The sequence below is a fragment of the Arthrobacter sp. 05T444 genome (assembly GCF_056395905.1).
This window is the reverse complement of the sequence record NZ_JBFTKK010000003.1, coordinates 1-20,764: the sequence shown is the minus strand read 5'-3', so window position 1 is coordinate 20,764 and position 20,764 is coordinate 1. Positions and strand designations below refer to the sequence as shown.

Here is a 20,764-nt window from a genome sequence, read left to right as displayed (position 1 = left end):
AAGTTTGGGGAGGGGCTAGCTGTCGCTGGTTGCTGCAGCGTCTTCGACGTTGCCGAACTTGGGGGAGTGGGCCTCGTTGAGGGTGATCTGTACCGACTGCTGCGTAGTGTAGAAGTCGACTGAGCGGTAGCCGCCCTCGCGGCCGAGGCCTGAGGCTTTCACGCCGCCGAACGGGGTGCGGAGGTCGCGCACGTTGTTCGAGTTCAGCCACACCATGCCGGCTTCGATGGCGTGTGCGAAGTTGTGGGCTCGCTTCAGGTTCGTGGTCCAGACGTAGGCGGCGAGGCCGTACTTGGTGTTGTTGGCGAGTGCGAGGGCTTCTTCGTCGGTGTCGAAGGGGGTGATGGCCACAACCGGGCCGAAGATTTCCTCCTGGAAGATCCGGGCGTCGGGCGCCACGTCGGCGAACACGGTCGGTGCAACGTAGTTGCCTGTGGGGAAGCCTTCGGCACGACCGCCGCCGGCGAGGAGCCGGCCCTCGGTCTTGCCGATCTCGATGTAGCTCATGACCTTGTCGAAGTGATTCGGGTGCACGAGCGAGCCGACCTCGGTTGCGGGATCGCTCGGGAGGCCCACCTTGATGTTCTTCGCGCGCCCGGCGAAGCGGGCCACGAAGTCGTCGTAGATGTCGCGCTGGACGAGCACGCGGGACCCGGCGGTGCAACGCTCACCGTTCAGGCTGAAGACACCAAAGACAGTGGCGTCGAGGGCGGCTTCGATGTCGGCGTCGGCGAAGACGATGGCGGGGCTCTTGCCGCCGAGCTCGAGCGAGAGGCTCTTGAACTGGGGGGCGGCTGCGGTTGAGATGGTGGCACCGGTCGAACTGTCGCCGGTGAAGGACACGATTGGCACGTCAGGGTGCTTGACAAGGTAGTCGCCCGCGACGCCGCCGGATCCGAAGATCAGGTTGAAGACTCCGTCGGGCAGGCCTGCCTCACGGAAGATCTCGGGCCACAGCACGGCGGAGAGCGGGGTGTAGCTGGCGGGCTTCATGACGACGGTGTTGCCGGTCGCGATTGCCGGGGCGAGCTTCCACGACTCCTGCATGAAGGGGACGTTCCACGGTGTGATGAGGGCGGCAACGCCGATCGGCTTGCGGTTCACGTAGTTGATCTGCCGGCCGGGTACCTTAAAGGCGTTGTCCTCCTGCCCGACGATGAGGTCGGCGAAGAAGCGGAAGTTCTCGGCGGCGCGGCGGGCCTGGCCCTTGGCCTGGGTGATGGGCAGGCCGGAGTCGTAGCTCTCGAGAAGGGCGAGTTCGTCGTCGCGCGCTTCGACGATGTCGGCGATCTTGTGCAGCACCCGGGCACGTTCGCGGGGCAGCATCTTCGGCCACGGACCGTTGGTGAATGCTTCGCGGGCGGCGGCGACAGCGAGGTCGACGTCTTCCGGCTGGGCTGACGCGACTGTCGCGTAGTTCTCGTTGGAGACCGGATCCTGCACGTCAAAGGTCTTGCCGCCGATCGAGTCAACAAACTTACCGTCGATGAAGTGCTGGAGATGCGTGGGCAGATTTTCCGGAATGTGGTGCTGGGTGGTTTCTACTGAGGTCGTCATCGTTGAGGTCCTAACTGTGATCTGGGTGCTAGTTGGATTGGGCGAGGTAGGCGTCCAGGGTGGCGGAACGGTGGAGCCGGGCAGCTTTTTCGATGGTGCCGGTGTCGGCACCGGATTCGATGAGCTGAAGCAGCGCTTCGTGTTCGTCCACGGAATCGTGGGCGCGGCCGGGGACGAAGCGGAACGTCGAGGATCGCAGCGAGGCCAGCCGGTTCCAGCCCCGGTGGACCAGGTCCAGGATGTGCGGGTTGGGGCAGTGTTCAAAGAGGACGCTGTGGAAGTCCTGGTTGAGCTGCGTGAAGCGGACGGGGTCGAAGTGCTGCAGGCATTCGCGCATTTCCTCGTTCACGGCGCGGGCGCGGGCTACATCCGCCTCGCCGATCAGTGGAGCGGAGAGCGCGGTGGCGGCGCCTTCCACGATGCTGAGGGTCTGCATTGTGTAGAGGTATTCGGTGGGGTCGATCCCGGCCACGGTGGCGCCGACGTTCCGCTCGAACTTCACCAGCCCTTCGGCTTCGAGCCGGCGGATGGCCTCCCGGACCGGGACCACACTGAAGCCCAGGTCCTTGGCGATGACCGCCAGGACCAGCCGGTAGCCGGGGCTGTAGGTGCCTCCCACAATCCGGGCTTTCACCGCTTCGTAGGCCTGTTGGGACTTGCTGCCGGCAGGCACTGCTGTTCCAGTCACTGCAGTCTCAGTCATTGGCATGGCCTGCTTCCCATTCCTTGTACCGGCCCTGCCACTCGGCGTTCATGGGGTAGAGACCGTCGACGCTGTTGCCCTGCTGGACCATTTCGAAGATGAAGGTTTCTTCCTTTTCCTGCTGGATGCAGTCCTCCACCAGTTCATCGGCGATGGCCGGCGGGATCACCAGGATGCCGTCGGAGTCGGCCACGATGATGTCGCCGGGCTGAACCGTTGCACCGCCGCAGGCGATGGTGATGTCCGTGTCCCACGGGATGTGGCGGCGGCCCAGCACTGCGGGGTGGGGGTTGGCAAAGTACGTGGGCATCTCCAGGCCGGCCACGGCAGAGTAGTCGCGGACGCCGCCGTCGGTGATGATGGCAGCCGCCCCACGGACCTGGGCGCGGAGGGCCAGGATGTCACCCACCGTCCCTGTGCCCTTCTCGCCGCGGGCCTCCATCACCAGGATTTCGCCTTCGTTGACGGAATCGATGGCGCGTTTCTGGGCGTTGAAGCCGCCGCCGTAGGTTTTGAAGAGGTCCTCCCGGTTGGGGACGTAGCGGAGGGTCCGGGCCAGGCCCACAACGCGCCGGTCGGGGCGGGTTGCCTGCAGGCCGTCGATGCTGACGTTGTTGAGGCCGCGTTTGCGCAGCTGGGAGGACAGGGTGGCGGTGGCGACGCTTTCCAGCTTGGCCTTCAGTTCGGGGGAGAGGACGGGCCCGACGGCGGCCGCTTCCGCGGGTGCCAAACCCGCCGCTTCGCGTGAACCGTAGGCCTCTTCGCGCTGCAGGTCATCAACCTTGGGTGCGGCACCAAAGTCAGCGAACGCCGTCGTGCCTTCCTCCACCGCTGTGCGCAGGCGCCCGGTGGTGAGGCGGCCGTCAGCAGTGCTGACCTCGACTTCGAGCACGTCGCCGGGCTTGGCTACGGAGGCGCCGGCCGGGGTGCCGGTGAGGATGATGTCCCCTTCTTCGAGGGTGAGCAGCTGGGACAGGTCCGCCACCAGCCGCGCGAAGGGGAAGAGCAGGTCCTCGGTGGTGTCGTCCTGGACGAGTTCGCCGTTGTGCCAGGTGCGGATGCGCAGGTTCGCGGGGTCCACGGCATCCGCCGGGATCAGAGCCGGGCCCACCGGGGTGAAACCGTCACCGCCCTTGGACCGGAGGTTGGAGCCCTTGTCCGCGTACCGGAGGTCATAGACGCCCAGGTCGTTGCTGGCGGTCACCGCGGCAACATGGCTCCAGGCGTCCTCGATGCCGACGCGACGGGCGGCCTTGCCGATAACCAGGGCGATCTCGCCCTCGTAGCCGAGCAGTTCGCAGCCCGCCGGGCGTTCCACCACGGAGGGGGAATCCGCCGAGCCGAGCGCCAGGGAGGACGAGGGCTTCAGGAAGTAGGACGGCTGTGCCGGCGTGCGTCCCCGCTGGGCTGCCCGGCTGGGGTAGTTGATGTGCACTGCGATCACCTTGCGTGCCGCTGCCAGGATGTCCCCGTTGACCTGCTCCAAAACCGTCTCCTCATCAAGTACGAAATCGTATACGAATTACTATGCGGCGTATCCGAGTATTGGTCAAGCCGACATCTTGGCCCCGCTGCGCGAATGCTCTTGGCGTCCGCTCCACACATGCCGTACTGTTTCTGGCTATTAGTCGTTTCGAATATAGAAACACCAGTTCTAATATAGAACACGGGAGCAGATCAGCCATCCCACAGTGAAGTGAGGAAACCCTATGCAGTTCCACCACCACGGTTACGTATCCGGGGACCCGCGGGTCCAGCCCGCAGCAGGGGTCGGCATTGACCGCCCCGATGAGCTCCCGGAGGAAGTTGACGTGCTGATCGTCGGCACCGGGCCTGCCGGGATGCTCGCGGCCGCACAGCTGTCGCAGTTCCCGAGTGTGACCACCAGGATTGTGGAGCGTCGGCCGGGACGGCTTGCCATCGGCCAGGCCGACGGCATCCAGGCCCGCAGCGTGGAGACTTTCCAAGCCTTTGGCTTCGCCGAGCGGATCATCGCCGAGGCGTACGCTATCACCGAGATGGCGTTCTGGAAGCCCGACGTTGCTGACCCCTCACGCATCGTTCGGACAGCACGCACGCCGGACGATCCAGCAGGGATCAGCGAATTTCCGCACCTCATCGTGAACCAGGCCCGCGTGCTGGACTACTTCGCTGAGTACATGGCCAACTCACCCACCCGGATGAAGCCCGATTACGGCTACGAGTACCGCAACCTGAAAGTTAACGACGAGGGGGAGTATCCCGTCGTGGTAACCCTTTTCTACACCGCCGGGCCAAAGGAAGGGCAGGAGCGCACTGTCAGGGCGAAATACGTCGTCGGCGCAGACGGTGCCCGAAGCAAGGTTCGCGAGTCCATCGGCTGCGCCCTTTCCGGTGACCAAGCCAACCACGCCTGGGGTGTCATGGATGCACTCGCTGTCACCGACTTCCCCGATATCCGCACCAAGTGCGCCATCCAGTCCGGCTCGGGCGGCAGTATCCTCCTGATCCCGCGCGAAGGCGGCCACCTCTTCCGGATGTACGTTGACCTCGGCGAAGTGGACCCGAACGACAACGGTGCGGTGCGCAACACCACCGTCGAAGAAATTATTCAGAAGGCGAACGAGATCCTTCACCCCTACACCCTGGACGTGCGGAACGTCGCCTGGCACAGCGTGTACGAGGTGGGGCACCGCCTCACGGACCGGTTCGACGACGTCCTTCCGGAGGATCGCGGCACGCGGACCCCGCGCGTGTTCATTACCGGGGATGCCTGCCACACGCACAGCGCAAAAGCCGGCCAGGGCATGAACGTCTCCATGCAGGATGGCTTCAACATCGCGTGGAAGCTGGGGCACGTGCTTGAGGGCCGCAGCCCGGAGGCCTTGCTCTCCACCTACTCGGAAGAGCGGCAGGTGGTGGCGAAGAACCTCATCGACTTCGACAAAGAGTGGTCCACCATGATGGCGAAGAAACCCGAGGAATTTGCGGACCCCACCGAGCTTGAAGACTTCTACGTCAGCACGGCCGAGTTTCCCGCCGGATTCATGACCGAGTATGCGCCGTCCCTGCTGGTGGCCCCCGCCGATTACCAGGACCTGGCCACGGGTTTCCCTGTGGGCAAGCGGTTCAAGTCAGCGCCTGTTGTGCGCGTGGGCGATACCAACCCGATCCACCTTGGCCACCACGCCACGGCCGACGGCCGCTGGCGCATCTACGTGTTCGCCGACGCCGCCCGGCCTGAAACCGGTTCAGCTGCGGACAAGCTCGCCGAGTGGCTCGCGAACTCGCCGGAATCACCGCTGGCCGCAACGCCGTCGGGCCTTGATCCGGACGCGTGGTTCGATGTAAAGGTGATCTACCAGCAGGCACACGCAGACCTGGACATCGGGACGGTTCCGGCCATGTTCAAGCCGCAGGTGGGACCGTTCAAGCTCACCGACTATGAAAAGGTGTACGCCACCGATCCCACAGCGGATATTTTCGAGCTGCGCGGCCTAAGTCGTGACGGTGTGGTGGTGGTGGTGAGGCCCGACCAGTACGTGGCCCACGTCCTGCCACTGACCGCGACGGCTGAGCTCGGGGCGTTCTTTGCCCGCCTGTTGAAACCGCGTCAGGTGGCGCTGGCCGCGGCCCGATAGCCGATGCACGTGTGGTGGGAGAACTCTCTTCCTCTAAGGCCTTAGTCAAGGCGTAAGAACGCGCAAATTCAATACCCAAAGTGATCGTTGCCGGCCAGGATGTTTTTCATAGGGTCGGGTATCCGGGGCCCTAACCCAATACGCCTCAGCAGGGTCCCTCACCGCCCCGCTATGTGGGGATGCTGTTACGGCGTAATCCGTTCCCATGCATCACACCGTACCGCCGGTCGTGTTTGCGCCGGTCGCGGAATTCACACGTACCGTCCAGATACACGAAGGAAGCACATATGAACTCGACGAACACAGCAGACCATGTCGCGATCCAAGGTCTTGAAGCCAAGCGTTATGACGCCGTCCTAAACCAGGATTTCGAAGCCTTCGAGCGACTCTGCCATCCACAACTTGTCTACGGACACACTGGTGGAAACCGTGATTCTCTGGCGACCTATCTTACTAAACTCCGCAAGGGATCTTTGCGGTACCACCGCATTGACCATCCCGTGGAAAACATAGTGGTTATAGAAAACATCGCGCTGGTCACCGGACGGATGAACGCCGACGTCACTGTGAACGGCATAAAAAAGGTTCTGAACAACACGGCCCTCGCGGTATGGATTAAGACGGCGGGGCAGTGGAAGTTCCTCGCCTATCAACCCACGCCGCAGCCGGTCTCAAGCCAGGACACCTAATGTGCCGTGCGGTATTGGCGCAGAAAGCCCATTGCGGACAGCCGCTACGGCATCTGCGTCTAAAGTAAAGATGTTTCGCGGCTTTTACGTCTTTGAGGATGAAAACGAGGGGCGCCGATTGTAGAGCTCGGTCTTTAGGCTGGACTGAAGGATTCCTGCGTGCCGTTGTCCCAGCACACCCGGTTCCTGCCGACGGACTGTTGGATGCCGTGGGTGCAGACCTGGTTGAGCTGGATGAAGGTGTTCCGGATCCCGCGGTCGGCGTGGAGCACGACTCCATTCGGCCGGCCTTTTCCGATGTCGCAAGTTGTCGGAGCTGCGGTGGAGGTGGAAAAGTTGATGCACGGTGTGTGCGAGTGTAGTTGCCGTGATATAGTGCGGCATGAAAAATGGAGTAAGATGTAGAGCGCGAGTTGCTGCTCCTGGATCGGAGCGTCAGCGAGCCGAGCTGGCGCCGCGTATGGCTACGGCCTCATCGTCGAGTCGACAGTAGCCACGGTAGTGCGCTTCATGTCAAAAGTTGCTTTATAAATGACGCCCCCTCTCCGCAGTAACGGGGACCCACGACCGGAGTACGAAACCTTGCTGCCAAAACTTCCCGAACGATTCTCGGTTCTTCGCTCAGGGGATAACGTTCAAGCGTCGTCGTTTGCTTCGCGCGTGCTCACACCTTTCCGATGGAAAGCGATCGACAGCAAACACGATTGGGGTGCTGATGCGTCGATCGCCAATTTTGGCCCCCTCTCGCTCATTCAGATGCGTCATCACGGATCGAGCTTATATTCGCACATACCGTCGACACCTGATTATTTTGACGTGCATTTCGCACTTTCAGGTGAGAGCTCACTCCATCTGGAAAGCGATACCTCTGGGTCTCTAAACGCTGAGCTATGCCTCAACGAGCTGACTGGTGCGGTCATTTCTCCTCACGTAAAGACCGAGATGCACGTCGCTGACGGGTACGAACAATTCCACGTCAGAATCGAACGCGTAGCAATCGATAGTTATCTTGAAAGTGCTCTTCAGCGCCCAATACTAGATCCAGTGCGCTTTGACCCCAGAATCAACCTGGACTCCACTTCCTTAAGGAACTGGGTGCGCGCCGTCGCATTGCTCATTGACGATTTAGCAGACGAGAGCGAACAGCGTGCCTTGCACAAGGAGTGGGCTCAGCTTCTCATTACCAAGCTTCTTTACACCCAGCCGAACAATTACAGCGAGGATCTGCAACGAAAATACGGCCCAAGACCCCTTCCTCTCCGGGTGCGGAAGGTCACTGACCACATCGATGCGTTCCCTGAGCACGAGTATTCCTTGGACACTCTGGCAGTAATCATGGGGGTATCCCCGCGTTCAATGCAGCGTGATTTTCAGACCCATGTCGGCATGTCGCCGCGGCAATATATTGAACGAGTGCGACTCGCTCGGGCCCACGCAGACCTTACTGCAAATGTCGACGACAGCATTGCTGATATCGCCTATCGCTGGGGGTTTGGGCACGTCCCGCGATTCGCTGCGCGCTATCGTGAACGCTACGGCGTGGTGCCGTCCCATGTACGGAGAACTGTGGATCCCAGGCAGTAGAGCTCAAGGGAAACCCGGGCCATTTCCTAGGTCAGCAGGATTGAGACTGGGCCCGACAGTACTGCCGAGCCCAGAGCCTGATCCGCACAGGACCGGCAGGGATCAACCGACTTGATACGGATTGATTTGATGTTCCGATAGAAATTCTGGGTCACTGTCAATGTCCAGGCAGCACATTGGTGAACTGTGGAGCGACCCTAATTGCTGCTTTGTGAAACGGTAGATATCTCGGCCGGCTAGCTTTTACCATCGGACTCGACTTGCCACTGTTAGTTCAATTGGACATTCGTCATAGGCGTCGAGCAGTACGAAGTCGTCGGTTGCTTCTTGGAGCTCAACAGTATGTGCACGGCCGTCAGCGAATCGTGGAGCATATGTGTTGAGCCCGCACCGGCGCTGAACACAGTGTGCTGCTTGAACGGGCGTGTGAGAGACCCGCCCAGAGCGTCTTTGATCTTGATGTCGAACCGACGCCGCAGGTGAAAAGGATGATCCTGCCAGCGCACGTTCCTGCGTTGTTCGAGGCGACCAATTCGGGCCTGCCGGCCAGCCGGCCGACCGTGACGGGCCGGGACGCGTTATGGGCACGGACACTCACGGGTCCTATTCAATAGATTGGCCCGGTGTTCACGGTGTGGAGATTCGATCCGGCTCGGTGACGGAGTGTTCCGGGACCTGGTGGTCGCCCGGGTCGCGGAACCAACCTCGCTTCTGGATGTCGGCAGCGGTCTGCGGGACGTCGGCCGGCCACTGCCAGCATACGCGTCGATGATGGGCACGCTCGGCCGGACTGCCTCCGACAAGTACCGCGACCAGGTGCTTTCAGCACGCCAGCACCGACGGTGACACCGCTTGGTGCTCTACGACGTCACCAAACTGTATTCCGAGGCGGAGAAAGTTGACCGGCTGCGACATTCGTTGATGTATCCGACTTTCCGCGTCGACCCCCAGATCGTTGTCGGTTTGCTCAATTACCGCGTCAGCTTCCCGTTGCTCCGTAGGCAACAAGGGCCGAGACAGCGACCATCATGATCATCAAGTAATTCCAATCCGGGCATTGACTGACTGATATGGTCGCCATCTCCGACGCGGAGATGCTTCTAGCAGGCCATCTGCGCGAGCTGCACGAGGCAAACACCGCTCGGCAACCATCGCCATCAAACGGGCCCCAGCCCGACATCCGCCCCTGTCATCACAACGAGCAGCAGGCCATTCTTGATGCCCTTCAAGATCCAAAAGACATGCACTCACCGCTAGGTCCTATCGGAGGATTCTGAGTCTCCGGTTGGTATTCGTGAATGCACTCGAATCTATTCTCCGGCCCGGTTCCCGGTAGTTGGGACCCGGGCCGGAGAAGGGGACGTTGTCCCCATTGGCATTGCCATAGTCGTCCTTGCAGCGGCGCCATGGAACTCTCTTGGTCGCTGCCTGCCGGTCTCCGGACACCGGAGCCACCTGACGGCCCATCGCTTTGTGAAAAGTTCATTCCCCAGTGAAACGAAGCTCCATCGCGTGACTCCAAAGTTTACCTCCGAGCGGTAGCGAGCCGTTCCAGCGATCATTGGTGCGCAACGCGTCCGAGCCAAGGGGCCTTAGGCGGAGGCATGCGCAGATGTCTCGATGTACAAATGGAAACCTTCAAAGGATTCACCGCGTGCATCCTTGAACTACCAGTTCCCTAGTTCTCCAGGTGGCTCTGAAGCCAAGAAAGAACCGGAGTGATCGTTTGTGCTGCGTTCGCTTCCATCTGAATTGCATGTCCGTTCCCGTGGACGCCGTGGTCGGGCAAGTAGACATAGTCGACGTCGGCCCCGGCATTAGTCAAGAATCCAAGTACCTCTGGAGCGTCGGCGATGAAGGCTGATGCTCCACCGTAGACAACCAACACATCCTTTTCTTGAAGGGACGGCATCTTCAAATCAACGGGATTGGCCGAGCGCGCTTGCCAGGGTGAATCAATTTTTGGAGCATACCTAACGGGGGCAGCAGTCAACCCCCATTCGAGGGAGCCTAGGCCCGGAAAATCTGCGAAGGCAGGACCCATGGGTTCCAAAGCAACAATTGAAATGACCTTGTCCGGATACTTATCGTTCGTCACCCAACCCACTGGGCCGCCTGCTGAATGTGTAATGAGAACCGCTGGGCCAGTGAGATCCAGCAACTTTCCGAGTCGATCGGCGTCCATTTCTTGCGATCCAGCAAAGTTCTTGGGCATCGGGCCAAGTGCTGCCACGAATTGTTCCATTACGTGCGACCCTGGATCTTGCGCACCGCTCCACTGATTTGGCGTAGTTGCATTGTCAGATGGGGCAAAGACGTTGAAGGCTGCCTCGTATGTAATTTGAGGACCCATGGCGCCCAGCACTTCGGGGTGGTATGGCGACCTGCCGAAGCCCACACGGTCTACCACGTAAACTGGATAGCCTTCGTCAACGAATATTTCGGTCCAGCTTGGCTGACCATCAATGGTAATGGTCCAGTCTGTGCCTTGCCCCCCTCCCCCGTGAATGAGGATGAGGGGCGGTTTGCTGGTGTCTTGGTCTTTTACTTCCCAATGCACAAACATGGGGCCCCGTTGTACTTCGCCGGTTGGCGTGGATAGTCTGTCTCCCGGAATCCAAAAACTACCCCTGAAGGTCGAGGGACTCCGACGCTTTGCTAATTGATGTGGTGATGATTTTTGATTCTTCAAGATGCCTACTAGATAGCGTTTCTGATGATGGAACTCTGATGCAGTGCATGCCACGTGCGGTTGCAGTAGACCAGCGGTGCATCACTCGATTGTTCAGAAAGGTCAAGCAGGTTGCTGTCGCGTTTCTTGCTGTGACCGGCCTGTTCGATTCGGACTATGACTACTGTCGAGCCCCCGATATCGACAGTATGGATCACTGTTCCACGAAACCATGACGCGGCTTGTGTAAGAAGCGGCTCTCCCGAGGGGAGCAGCTTCCAGTCGGCTCCAGCAAATCGGTCAATTTCACTGGTCGCAAACTGCTTGGCTAACGCTTGCCCTCCTGAATCCAATAGGTGTACAACCAGGGAATCTGCGCCGAGAATGGCAGGAGCAGTAGACGAATTGGCGGACAACGAAAACATCAGCGCAGGCGGATCCATGGACACAGAGGCGACCGAGGTCGCAGTGAGTCCGACAGGGCCGTTGGTAGTGTTTGCCGTGATCACGGAAACACCTGCCGGATGTCTCGCAAATGCCTGTTTGAAATGATTCTGGATTTTTTGGATGTCGTCCGTCCGATTTTTGACTAACATTATGATCCTTTCATCTTTAAATACAATGTTGGGTGCTCCGAAATTGCCAGAATCGGAATTACTTCTATCAGAAGAGCGTTGTTCAATAAATAAGTTCTGCGCCGAAATGCTGGGGATACATATTGTCTGGCATAGTGCGTGGCGGCTTTTTGGGGACTACTTAACTCAGTTGCCAAATAGTCACGGTCGCTTCTTCCGGCCCAATTTTGGGGTTGTGAATTGCGGGTTTGGCACCGTCGCCGATCGAATCCATCCCTCCCCAACAGCTTGGCTACGGTTTCGTCGAAACCAACATGTGTACCTCCGGTCGCGCCGGCGCAGGGTCTAGGCGAAGGGCAGCGTCGGCTAGACGGTGAGTGCCGTTTTCACCTTGTGCTGATTGTGTTGCTTCAGGACCGGCATTACTTCACGGGCGAATAGCCTGGCCTGCTCCGGCGTGAACGTCTCCACCAAGAGTCTGCGTGCACCCGTGGCATCGATGGTCTGCTGCAGGCTCTCGATGATCTGCTCGGGCGTGCCCACCACTGAAAGAGCGGGACGATCCTTCTTTTTGTCGGTGGCGAATTCACCGTCGTTCTTGGGAATGGTCCGACCATTGGACGCGTAGTGGGACATGAACTTGTTGAATGCCCGCGTAAACGTGTCCAGGTTGCGCTCCGCCTCATCCTCGGTTTCGCCGATACACACGAAACGCTCCACCATCATGTTTTCCCCGGATCGGTCATGACCGTGCTGGGCGGCAACTTGAAGATAGTGATTCAGTGCTTCGCTGTGGGACTGTTCAGTGCCAAAGTTGCGCATCACGTTCCAGCCGTAGGAGCCTGCCACTCCCATGCTCTCCAAGCTGCCGCTGGCAAGCCAGATCGGCAGCGGATCTTGAATCGGACGTGTGGCGATGGAGGTGGGACGCGTGAGCTGATGATACTTTCCGTCAAACGTGACATCGCGTTCAGAGAGCAACAGTCGAACGAGCTCAAGGGACTCAAGCCAGGCTTCCCTCTGTTCTTCACCGCTCAACTCGCGTCCCAACGCAATCTGAGCTTCACCGGGTGCGCCGCGACCCACACCCAGCTCGAATCGCCCTCCGCTCAAGAGGTCCAAAGTCCCGGCCTCTTCTGCCACCCGAATCGGATTATAGAGCGGCAAGATGGAGACGGCGGTACCGAGCCGAATCCGGCTTGTCTTGACGGCTGCAGCGGCCAACAAGAGGTGCGGAGACGGACATGTCATGAGCGGGGCATGATGCTCCGTGACCGTCAGGCCATCGAACCCAAGCTCTTCTGCGAGGACTGCGAATTCCACAAAGTCGTCGATCTGACGTTTCTGCCATAGCGGATTGTGCACATCGGGCTCAAGATCAGCCGTATGCAAGCCCACTCCGTAGGTGTGAACGAATTTAATGGTGCCGTTGTCTTGGCTAATTGTTGTCATTTGCTGAGTCCCCTAATAGTTGGTCTGGTGATACTCGTCACTCTAGGAGAGTCTGGTTAATGTCCCAATCCATCGGACGACAAGTTGATCCAGAACGCGACCTCAATCGCTTTCGCTACCATCCTCGTGAAACCGCGCGTGTCACCGGCCCGTTTCCTGTACGTATTCTTGGCGAACACGAACGTCTGGATGGCAGTCGACAGGGCCGATAACGCGCTAACGAAGCCACCGATCTTCAAACCATTCTCGGCAGGCTACCTAGCCCAGACGTAGCCTGCCGAGCGGTGCCTTGAGAACTGGATTGTCGAGAAACGGTGGTCTATTTTCGAGAAATGCCTAACGCGAACATCTTCTTGGTCCACTTGTCCCACGTCGACACTGGGTAGCGTAGCTTGGCGCGGCTGATTAGGCCGCCGACCTTCGAAGCCATGAACGCCGACCTCGCGTCGTCGACGGTGAGTCGCTCCCGCTCGTCGAAAAATGGCGCCATACTCAGAGTTCCAGCATGGGCCTCGATGGCCTGGAGCGTTTGGTGGCGTTCATTTCAAGATTCTCCGCTTGCTCTCGTTGTCCAGTGAGTTCAGGGATCCGGTCAACCACATTTGGCGTGCACGGCCCGGTGCGCGAGGCCCATTCCTCGCCCCCTTGGGTGGTCCGATTGCTGCCACAGGCGATTCGGCGGATGTCGGCATGTTGGTCTTGTGCTGGTTCAGCGCCTTGACCGGCGGCAGTCGGTGGCTGGTGATCCGTTCCTGGCCCCAACCCTGCAACACGGACTCGGCCAGCCTCAGGTCTGCGGGACCGATGTTGACAAGCGGAGCCGAACAGTTGTTTTTCTGCCACGCGACGTAGCTGTTCCTGGTGCCCGTCCGCTCGTAGACCCTCTAGCTAACCCTGGCAACGAGTTCATCAACGGATGTTCCTCTGCCAGGACGCCGACATCCGCGGACCTGCAGGCTTCTGGAGAAACTGGGAGACCTTTGGCCGTGACGCGATGAATGAACACCACCGGGAACCGTGGAAGCCGGCACCCCCACCAGTGACCATGGTGTCAGCAGTAGCTCTGGAAACCAGGAAAGCCGCCAATCCCCGGTAAAACGAGAATTGGCGGCTATCCAAGCGTTGATAAGACCGTTGGGCCAGCTGTACCGTGGCGGAACGGCTCGGGGGATGAATGGCTCTGTTTAGCCGTTCAGTAGCTGATGACCTGGGGCTGGCCCAGGTGCTTGAGGCCCGCGACTCCGAATTCCAGGCCGTAGCCTGACATCTTTGCCCCGCCGAAGGGCACCCGCGGGTCCACCGCGCCGTGCTTGTTGATCCACACGGTACCGGCTTGGATGCGGGCGGCCACCTTCCGGGCTGCCCCAGTGTCCGAGGACCAGACGGAAGCCCCAAGCCCGACGTCCAGCCCGTTGGCCATCCCGACTGCTTCGTCGACGCTGGTGTACTTGATGATCGGCAGGGCCGGGCCGAATTGTTCCTGGGTTACCAGAGGGTTGTCGTTGTCTATGTCGGCAACCAGCGTTGTGGGATAGAAGTAGCCAGGCTGCCCTGCTTTGGGGTTTGCTCCCAGCAGTACGCGTGCGCCGGAGTCCTTAGCGGCCCGGACGAGGGCGGCGACAATGTCGTATTGGGCCTTGTTTTGCAGCGGGCCCAGCACATTGGCCTCGTCAAGTCCGTTGCCCATCGGCATCGCGCGGGCTACTTCGGTAAGGGCGACGCAGACATCCTCGTAGATGTCCTCGTGGACGTAGAGGCGCTTCAGTGCGGCGCAGGTCTGGCCGGTGTTGATGAAGGCGCCCCAGAAGAGGTCGGTGGCGATCTTTCGCGGGTCGGCGTCCGGCAGCACAATGCCTGCGTCGTTGCCGCCAAGTTCCATGGTTAGGCGCTTCACGGTGTCCGCAGAGGAACGGATTATTGCCTTTCCTGTAGCAGTGGAACCCGTGAACATCAGCTTATCGATGTCCACGTGACTGGCGAGCGCCTCTCCGACCCTCCGCCCTCCAGAAACCACTTGGAGCACGTCTGCCGGGAGCGCCGTATTGATAACCTTCACTAGCCCGAGGACCGAGAGCGGGGTGTACTCGCTGGGTTTGAGCACCACGGTGTTGCCCATCCGCAGGGCCGGGGCTAGCTGCCAGACCGAGATCATCATGGGCCAGTTCCACGGGCCGATGGAACCCACGACGCCCAGCGGCCGGTAGTGCATTTCAGCCCTCCCGCCCTCGTCGTCCACCAGGATCTCGGGATCGAGCTGGAACCCGGCGGTGGCGCGCAGCCAGGCGGCGCAGGCGCCGACCTCGAAGCGGGCGTTGGGACCGTTCAGAGGCTTGCCCTGCTCGCGTGAGAGCAGCACGGCCAACGCCTCGGCGTTTGCCTCGATGGCGTCCGCGGCGCGGTTCAGGAACGCGGAGCGCTCTCTGTGGCCCAACGCCGCCCATGCCGGTTGTGCCTCGCGTGCGGCAGAAACCGCCAGCTCCAGGTCGGCAGCGGTGTGCTCTGGGGCGCGGCCCACTAGGTCTCCGGTGGCGGGATCAAGGATGGCGCGGCCGCCGACGGCCGGTTGGATCGTGGACAACAGCTCCTCAGCGTCTTTGAAAGTGGACTCAAGGGCGTATTCGGTGGTCATGGGTTCTCTTCCTTTACGGTGCAGTCAGCGCTCATTGCCGACGGACCGCGACTCATTGTTCCGGCCGTCGGCCGGTGTATTTATGTGGGCAATACGGCGTTGAACCGAGTACAAGTCGTGTCGGCGCGCCCGTTCCGAGATCCCGTGGAGGTGCGGTTATTCGCCGCCCGTTTTGAACTGTGGTCCGGGCGCGGGCAAGGGATCATAGGCTTTGAAGGCCAGGATGTGTCTAGGCTGCACGTGGCGGACGTCAACTTTCCCCACGGGCGAACAAGAGGTGTGCGAAGGACCTCGTTCGGCGGCCAGCCGAGAAAGATCATCTCGGAGACAGACCTATATTTGCTTAGCCAATCAACGGTGACACGGGGTAGTCAATTACCACCGCACCGCCGGTAGCGTAGTTGGAGACATCTGCTTCGACGGACTGACCTTCCGGTGAGGTCATCGCGGCAACCATGTCGGCGTGGCTGGCAAAGTCAGCTTCAAAGACCGCGAAGTACGGCGACCTGCTGCCAGTTACGCCGAACGAGTACCTGGAGGCTTTCAACCCTGGCAGCTTCGCAGCCAGGGGCAAATGCTTGTTGACGTAGTAATCCTCAAATGCCGCGCGGTCCGTCGGTTCAGGGTACAGGACGAGAAGTTTATGCATGGGGTAGTTCCTTTCAGAGAACTTCGCCGGTGGTCGAGAATGAGTTTGGAATGCGCCGCATACCGGCCAGCCCGAGGATGCTGAGGAGGCAGAACAAGACCATGAATGCCGAGACAGAGTAGACGGTACCGGTGGCCCCGAAGAGCGCGGTGGCAATGAGTGGAGCGAATCCGCCGCCCAGGCAGGCGCCCAGGGCATAAGACAGTGAGACACCGCTGGCGCGCAGTCGGGCGGGGAACAGCTCCGCGAACAGGGCAGCCTGCGGGCCGTATGTGGCCGCGAGCCCGAAGGTCAGCACAACTACGCTCAGGATGATCAGGGACGCGTTCGCCGTATTGAACAGGGCGAAGAACGGGAAAGCCCAGAGGATCAGAATGCCGTAGCCGATAAAGAAGACCTTGCGTCGTCCAATGGTGTCACTTAGGCGGGCAAAGATGATCATTGAACCGAACCAGGTGACACAGCCGATGAGCAGCACATTGAGCATGAAGTTCCGGTCGAGACCGAGGGCACTGGTCCCGTAGGAGGTGATAAAGGCCAGAAAGATATAGCCGACGGCATTATTGCCCAAGAACGAAATCACGGCCAATCCGACGCGCGCTTTATGGGTACGTATTAGTTCAGCGAACGGAATCTTTTCCAGCGTCGAGCTCTGCTCCAGCTCCTTGAACACGGGACTTTCGTCAACCTTCATGCGGATGCCGAAACCGATCACCACCATCAGTGCGCTGAGCAGGAACGGGACCCTCCAGCCCCAGACCTCGAACTGATCATCCGTGAGCATGAACGTGGCTCCGAGGATGATGACGTTGGCCAGAAACATGCCGGCGGGGGTGCCCAGCTGGACGTAGTTGCCAAAGCGTCCGCGCTGGTTGGCCGGGGCGTGCTCCACGGCCATCAGCGATGCGCTGCCCCACTCGCCGCCGGCGCTCAGGCCCTGGATCAGCCGCAGTACCACCAGTAGTACCGGGGCGGCGACGCCGATCTGGCTGTACGTAGGCAGTAGTCCAATCAGCATGGTGGCCATACCCATCATGGTCAGGGTGATGACCATGACTTTCTTGCGGCCGATTTTGTCGCCCAGATGCCCGGCAAGTATCCCGCCAAGTGGCCGTGCAATGAAACCGACTGCAAATGTGGCGAACGCAGCCATTGTGGCGGCCAGCGGCGATGCGTTTGGGAAAAAGAGCTTGCCGATGACAAGGGCTGAGGCGATGGAGTAAACATGGTAGTCGTACCATTCCACGCTCGTCCCGACAGCGCTGGCCAAGGCAACACGTTTCTTCTGTTTGTCGCCAATGCTGACGACGAGGGCGGGGGATTGGGTCTGCATTTCAATTCCTCATGTTCGGTCACCGGCGCACCCCATCGGTGTGCCGGGACAGCTGGGGTGCTTTTCAGGCGCGCAGACGTTCCCAATACGTCATGGCTGCGGTGTGGTCCACATTCCCGAGATCAGACAGGGCGTCGTTGAGTGTCGCGGAAACGGCATGGCATACCGGTGCCGCCCCTTCCATGGCCCCGGCGAGATTCTTGGCGATTCCGACGTCCTTTGCGTACAGCCCCAAGGCGAATCCGGACCCGAAGTTGCGGCTTACCACGTGCTGGCCCAGAACATTGGCGGTAACCCAGCTCTGTCCGGTGGAAGCGTTGAAGATATCTACCATGGTCTGCTGGTCAAGTCCGAAGCGTTCTCCCACAATCAGGGCCTCGCAGGCGGCAGTGGTTGCCGCTGCAGCAACAAAGTTGTTGAGTGCCTTCATCGCATGCCCACTGCCGAGCTTGCCGGTGCGGAAGATGGCGGCGCTCATGGCCTCGATTACCGGCACGGCGAGGGCGAGCGCGTCCTCATCGTCACCGCCGAGCATGATTGATAGTTCGCCGGTCTCGGCCTTGGGTATTCCGCCGGAAACAGGCGCATCCACTAGCGCGACCCCGGTGGCGGCAAGCCGTGCACCCAGGCTGACCGTTTCGGTCGGATCTGAGGAACTCATGTCGATGATCACAGCACCAGGGGCCAGATGTGTGGGTACGCCATCTTCCCAGTCCAAAAGCGCAGATGCGACAATTTTGCTGGTGGGCAGCATAGTTACAACGGTATCTGCGCCCGCAAAATCAGCCGGTGAGGAGGCTGCGGTGCCCCCGATTTCTGTCGCAATCCGCCCACACAACTCTGCATTCGTGTCATAGAGGACGACGTCGTATCCCGATTTCGCGACGTTGCGCACCATCGGTGCGCCCATATTTCCTAGACCGATGAATCCGATTTTGCGCGGCTCAGACATTGACCGTCTCCGCTCCGGCGATCTCGGCCATTATTTCCTCCATCGCACGGAACCCATCCATCGCTGCTGGGATCCCGCAGTACAGGAACGAGTGCACCATCAATTCACGGATTTCCTCCTCGCTGAGCCCGTTTGCCAGGCCTCCACGCAGATGGATGCGGATTTCGTGCGGCCGACCTAACGCCACCAGCATGGCCAGTGTGATCAAGCTACGGGTTTTCTTATCAAGGCCCCCCCGCTGCCAGATATCGCCAAAGCAATAGCGGGTCACAACATCCTGTATTTTCTCGGTGAGTTCCGTCGTGTGCTCTACCTGGTCCTCAGCAGCTGCGGGCCCAAACATACGGTGACGCAACTCTAGTCCAGCTTCGTATAGTTCATCCTTTAACAAGGGTTCTTCCTTTCAATTGAGACTATGCGCCCTAGCCCGTTACTTCCCGGCATAAGGGCTATTAATTGGAGTATGGCCAAGGGACGGCGCCAGCCTCGTACACCTGGCGCGAGACGAAAGTGCTCGTTGAACGCGGCTGGCGCGTGCTCGGGGTTCAACCCTCGGAACAGCCCGGCCTAGATCACCTCAAGTGGCCAGTGCTAGTCGGGGACGATACGATCAAACACGATCGTCTTTTGCCTTCCCTCTTTGCAAAGCATGCAACCGCTTCAGGAGTCGATCGATCATTGAACGACGATTTCCCAGCAGAGCAGACGATGCCATGCCGACCGCCACAAGCAGGGCGACGCCGTTGAAAGCATCCGAGATCCAGCTTGGCGCACCGGAAAGCTGCAGTCCCTTGATCCCCACTGCGAGGACGTAAACCGAGAGGACTGTGCCCCAAACGTTGAAGCGGCCTCCCCGGAATTGAGTCGAACCAAGGAACGCCGCGGTAAAGACCGGAAGTAAGTAGGAGGGGCCAATAGTGGGATCGGCGTTGCCAAGTTTCGCAGTTAGCAGTACTCCTGCTATGCCGATTAGTGCCCCCGAGACAGTCAGGGTTCCGATGACGACGAATCCGACACGGATTCCGGAGAGCCGGGCGGCTTCGGGGTTTCCTCCAACGGCATAGACCCGTCGGCCGAGCGGAGTGCGCTCCAACAGGTACCAGATGATCACTGCGAGCAAAACCATAACAAGGAAAGGCAGCGTCACACCGAACACTTTTTCAGTGGCAAAGTTGACTAGGGGGAGTGGCATACCAAGGATCTGCCGTGAACCCGACATGATGGCAACAAAAGCGGTCAACAAGGAACTGACGCCCATGGTAGCGATGAAGGAGTCGATCCGGAAACGGACGATGATGACTCCGGTCAGAAGGCCTATCAGGGCAGATGCCAGAATAGTCACCGGCACGGCGACCAGGACGGGAAGGCCTAGCGGAACGAGCAGCCAACCGACCATGATGGACGCTGTTGCGACTTGAACCCCAATTGCGAGGTTGAAGACCCCTGCTGCAAGGGGAATCACGGCAGCGACGGCCACGATCGCTATGATGACTTGAGCATCGAGCAGTGACACCCAGGTTCCCGGCGCGAGGAACGTACGTGGAATTGTGAGCGCGAAGGCTATGAAAATTATCGCGAGGACCCACAGCGCACTCGAATTTCGAAAGCTTAGTGCATGTCCGACCTTTGACCATTTCAAACGAGGCGGCGCCTGCTTTGGTGTCCGCTCTTGCGTCAATACATCTGTCATTGTGAATTCTCTTTGATCGATTCGGTCAAATTGTCTCGGCTGTCGAGGATGGCATGGATAATTGCGGATTCGTCAAGCTGCGAACCGGTCAGTTCTCGCTCGATTTGTCCATCTTTGATGACGAGCACCCGGTCACAGAGGCCGGCGAGTTCATGAGTGTCGCTCGACGCCACCAAGAACGCGGCGCCCTGATCAGCTGCAGCGCGCAGCAGCGCATGGATCTCGGTTTGAGCCCCAACGTCGACGCCTTGAGTTGGCTCGTCCAGGAGCAATACCGAAGGTTGAAGTCGCAGCCATTTCGCCAGGAGAATCTTCTGCTGATTCCCGCCGCTGAAGTCACGGAGCCGCTGGCCTGAGGACCCAAGCGGCAGTGCGTTCACCCGCTTCATCCATCGTTCCGCTTCATTGGTTTCCTCAGAACTTGAGATGCCCCCATGCCAGCCCCGCAGCGGGCGTAGGTTGGGAAGGGTGATATTCTCGCGAGCGGTATGCTCCGAGGTCCCCGCTCTGGCCCTGTGTGTCAGGCTGTTGTGTGACAGGTTCCCTGTTGCTGGAGCCGGTGCTCAGGGCGGGGGGAAGGTCCGTCATGGATTTCGTTATGCCTGTTCGTGTTTCGAACCGGAAGCACTTCACTACCGACCAGAAGCACGCGATTCTGGA

General features: G+C 59.9%; 17 protein-coding genes. 3 read left to right on the top strand and 14 right to left on the bottom strand.

Annotated elements, in window-relative coordinates; all coding sequences use genetic code 11:
- Positions 1–15 precede the first annotated feature (15 nt).
- From hpaE to AC1DD3_RS04280, 3 genes are read right to left on the bottom strand one after another with little or no spacing between them, the layout of a single operon-like run.
- Positions 16–1,557: a 5-carboxymethyl-2-hydroxymuconate semialdehyde dehydrogenase gene (gene hpaE, locus AC1DD3_RS04290; RefSeq protein ID WP_476881018.1), complete on the bottom strand. Its 1,542-nt coding sequence runs from the start codon at positions 1,555–1,557 to the stop codon at positions 16–18.
- 28 nt (positions 1,558–1,585) lie between these two features.
- Positions 1,586–2,260 (bottom strand): GntR family transcriptional regulator, encoded by a 675-nt coding sequence (locus tag AC1DD3_RS04285; RefSeq protein WP_476881017.1) that lies wholly within the window; start codon positions 2,258–2,260, stop codon positions 1,586–1,588.
- Complete coding sequence (locus AC1DD3_RS04280) at positions 2,253–3,746, bottom strand: fumarylacetoacetate hydrolase family protein (protein ID WP_476881016.1); 1,494 nt, start codon at positions 3,744–3,746, stop codon at positions 2,253–2,255. Before AC1DD3_RS04280 ends, AC1DD3_RS04285 begins: the two co-directional genes overlap by 8 nt.
- 223 nt (positions 3,747–3,969) lie before the next feature.
- Between AC1DD3_RS04280 and AC1DD3_RS04275 the strand changes: the two genes are divergently transcribed.
- Together AC1DD3_RS04275 and AC1DD3_RS04270 are read left to right on the top strand one after the other, a co-directional pair.
- A complete protein-coding gene (locus tag AC1DD3_RS04275; protein WP_476881015.1) occupies positions 3,970–5,880 on the top strand; it encodes an FAD-binding monooxygenase in 1,911 nt (636 codons plus the stop codon).
- Between the two features lie 287 nt (positions 5,881–6,167).
- A complete protein-coding gene (locus tag AC1DD3_RS04270) occupies positions 6,168–6,569 on the top strand; it encodes a nuclear transport factor 2 family protein (protein WP_476881014.1) in 402 nt (133 codons plus the stop codon).
- A 134-nt stretch (positions 6,570–6,703) separates the two neighbouring features.
- On the opposite strand, the gene AC1DD3_RS04265 is transcribed toward AC1DD3_RS04270, so the two are convergent.
- Entirely contained in the window at positions 6,704–6,841 is a 138-nt protein-coding gene (locus tag AC1DD3_RS04265) for a hypothetical protein (protein ID WP_476881013.1), read from the bottom strand.
- A 259-nt stretch (positions 6,842–7,100) separates the two neighbouring features.
- On the opposite strand from AC1DD3_RS04265, the gene AC1DD3_RS04260 reads away from it, so the two are divergent.
- Positions 7,101–8,153, top strand: coding sequence for an AraC family transcriptional regulator (locus AC1DD3_RS04260; RefSeq protein WP_476881012.1), 1,053 nt, complete (start codon positions 7,101–7,103; stop codon positions 8,151–8,153).
- A gap of 1,678 nt (positions 8,154–9,831) precedes the next feature.
- On the opposite strand, the gene AC1DD3_RS04255 is transcribed toward AC1DD3_RS04260, so the two are convergent.
- The 10 genes from AC1DD3_RS04255 to AC1DD3_RS04210 all read right to left on the bottom strand — a co-directional run bounded on the left by AC1DD3_RS04255 (position 9,832) and on the right by AC1DD3_RS04210 (position 20,628).
- A complete protein-coding gene (locus tag AC1DD3_RS04255) occupies positions 9,832–10,845 on the bottom strand; it encodes an alpha/beta fold hydrolase (RefSeq protein ID WP_476881011.1) in 1,014 nt (337 codons plus the stop codon).
- Positions 10,846–10,853: 8 nt separating this feature from the next.
- Positions 10,854–11,420, bottom strand: coding sequence for a flavin reductase family protein (locus AC1DD3_RS04250; RefSeq protein WP_476881010.1), 567 nt, complete (start codon positions 11,418–11,420; stop codon positions 10,854–10,856).
- A gap of 345 nt (positions 11,421–11,765) precedes the next feature.
- On the bottom strand, positions 11,766–12,851 hold the full coding sequence (locus AC1DD3_RS04245; RefSeq protein ID WP_476881009.1) for an LLM class flavin-dependent oxidoreductase: 1,086 nt from the start codon (positions 12,849–12,851) through the stop codon (positions 11,766–11,768).
- A 1,192-nt stretch (positions 12,852–14,043) separates the two neighbouring features.
- The gene (locus tag AC1DD3_RS04240; protein ID WP_476881008.1) at positions 14,044–15,480 is read right to left on the bottom strand and encodes an aldehyde dehydrogenase family protein; all 1,437 of its coding nucleotides are present in this window, start codon (positions 15,478–15,480) and stop codon (positions 14,044–14,046) included.
- Between the two features lie 343 nt (positions 15,481–15,823).
- Positions 15,824–16,129 carry an EthD family reductase gene (locus tag AC1DD3_RS04235; protein WP_476881007.1) on the bottom strand — a complete coding sequence of 102 codons (306 nt, stop codon included), beginning with the start codon at positions 16,127–16,129 and terminating at the stop codon, positions 15,824–15,826.
- A gap of 13 nt (positions 16,130–16,142) precedes the next feature.
- Positions 16,143–17,462, bottom strand: a complete 1,320-nt coding sequence (locus AC1DD3_RS04230; protein WP_476881006.1) for an MFS transporter — start codon at positions 17,460–17,462, stop codon at positions 16,143–16,145.
- Between the two features lie 64 nt (positions 17,463–17,526).
- Positions 17,527–18,414 carry an NAD(P)-dependent oxidoreductase gene (locus tag AC1DD3_RS04225; RefSeq protein ID WP_476881005.1) on the bottom strand — a complete coding sequence of 296 codons (888 nt, stop codon included), beginning with the start codon at positions 18,412–18,414 and terminating at the stop codon, positions 17,527–17,529.
- Positions 18,407–18,805, bottom strand: coding sequence for a carboxymuconolactone decarboxylase family protein (locus AC1DD3_RS04220; protein ID WP_476881004.1), 399 nt, complete (start codon positions 18,803–18,805; stop codon positions 18,407–18,409). Before AC1DD3_RS04220 ends, AC1DD3_RS04225 begins: the two co-directional genes overlap by 8 nt.
- Before the next feature lie 219 nt (positions 18,806–19,024).
- Entirely contained in the window at positions 19,025–20,104 is a 1,080-nt protein-coding gene (locus AC1DD3_RS04215) for an ABC transporter permease (protein WP_476881003.1), read from the bottom strand.
- Complete coding sequence (locus AC1DD3_RS04210; RefSeq protein WP_476881127.1) at positions 20,101–20,628, bottom strand: ATP-binding cassette domain-containing protein; 528 nt, start codon at positions 20,626–20,628, stop codon at positions 20,101–20,103. The genes AC1DD3_RS04215 and AC1DD3_RS04210 overlap by 4 nt, the downstream gene beginning before the upstream one ends.
- Between the last annotated feature and the right edge of the window lie 136 nt (positions 20,629–20,764).

Excerpts from the sequence above, each read along its gene's own strand:
- hpaE (WP_476881018.1), bottom strand. The coding sequence starts at position 1,557 with ATGACGACCTCAGTAGAAACCACCCAGCACCACATTCCGGAAAATCTG.
- AC1DD3_RS04285 (WP_476881017.1), bottom strand. The coding sequence starts at position 2,260 with ATGACTGAGACTGCAGTGACTGGAACAGCAGTGCCTGCCGGCAGCAAG.
- AC1DD3_RS04275 (WP_476881015.1), top strand. The coding sequence starts at position 3,970 with ATGCAGTTCCACCACCACGGTTACGTATCCGGGGACCCGCGGGTCCAG.
- AC1DD3_RS04270 (WP_476881014.1), top strand. The coding sequence starts at position 6,168 with ATGAACTCGACGAACACAGCAGACCATGTCGCGATCCAAGGTCTTGAA.
- AC1DD3_RS04260 (WP_476881012.1), top strand. The coding sequence starts at position 7,101 with ATGACGCCCCCTCTCCGCAGTAACGGGGACCCACGACCGGAGTACGAA.
- AC1DD3_RS04250 (WP_476881010.1), bottom strand. The coding sequence starts at position 11,420 with ATGTTAGTCAAAAATCGGACGGACGACATCCAAAAAATCCAGAATCAT.
- AC1DD3_RS04245 (WP_476881009.1), bottom strand. The coding sequence starts at position 12,851 with ATGACAACAATTAGCCAAGACAACGGCACCATTAAATTCGTTCACACC.
- AC1DD3_RS04240 (WP_476881008.1), bottom strand. The coding sequence starts at position 15,480 with ATGACCACCGAATACGCCCTTGAGTCCACTTTCAAAGACGCTGAGGAG.
- AC1DD3_RS04235 (WP_476881007.1), bottom strand. The coding sequence starts at position 16,129 with ATGCATAAACTTCTCGTCCTGTACCCTGAACCGACGGACCGCGCGGCA.
- AC1DD3_RS04230 (WP_476881006.1), bottom strand. The coding sequence starts at position 17,462 with ATGCAGACCCAATCCCCCGCCCTCGTCGTCAGCATTGGCGACAAACAG.
- AC1DD3_RS04225 (WP_476881005.1), bottom strand. The coding sequence starts at position 18,414 with ATGTCTGAGCCGCGCAAAATCGGATTCATCGGTCTAGGAAATATGGGC.
- AC1DD3_RS04215 (WP_476881003.1), bottom strand. The coding sequence starts at position 20,104 with ATGACAGATGTATTGACGCAAGAGCGGACACCAAAGCAGGCGCCGCCT.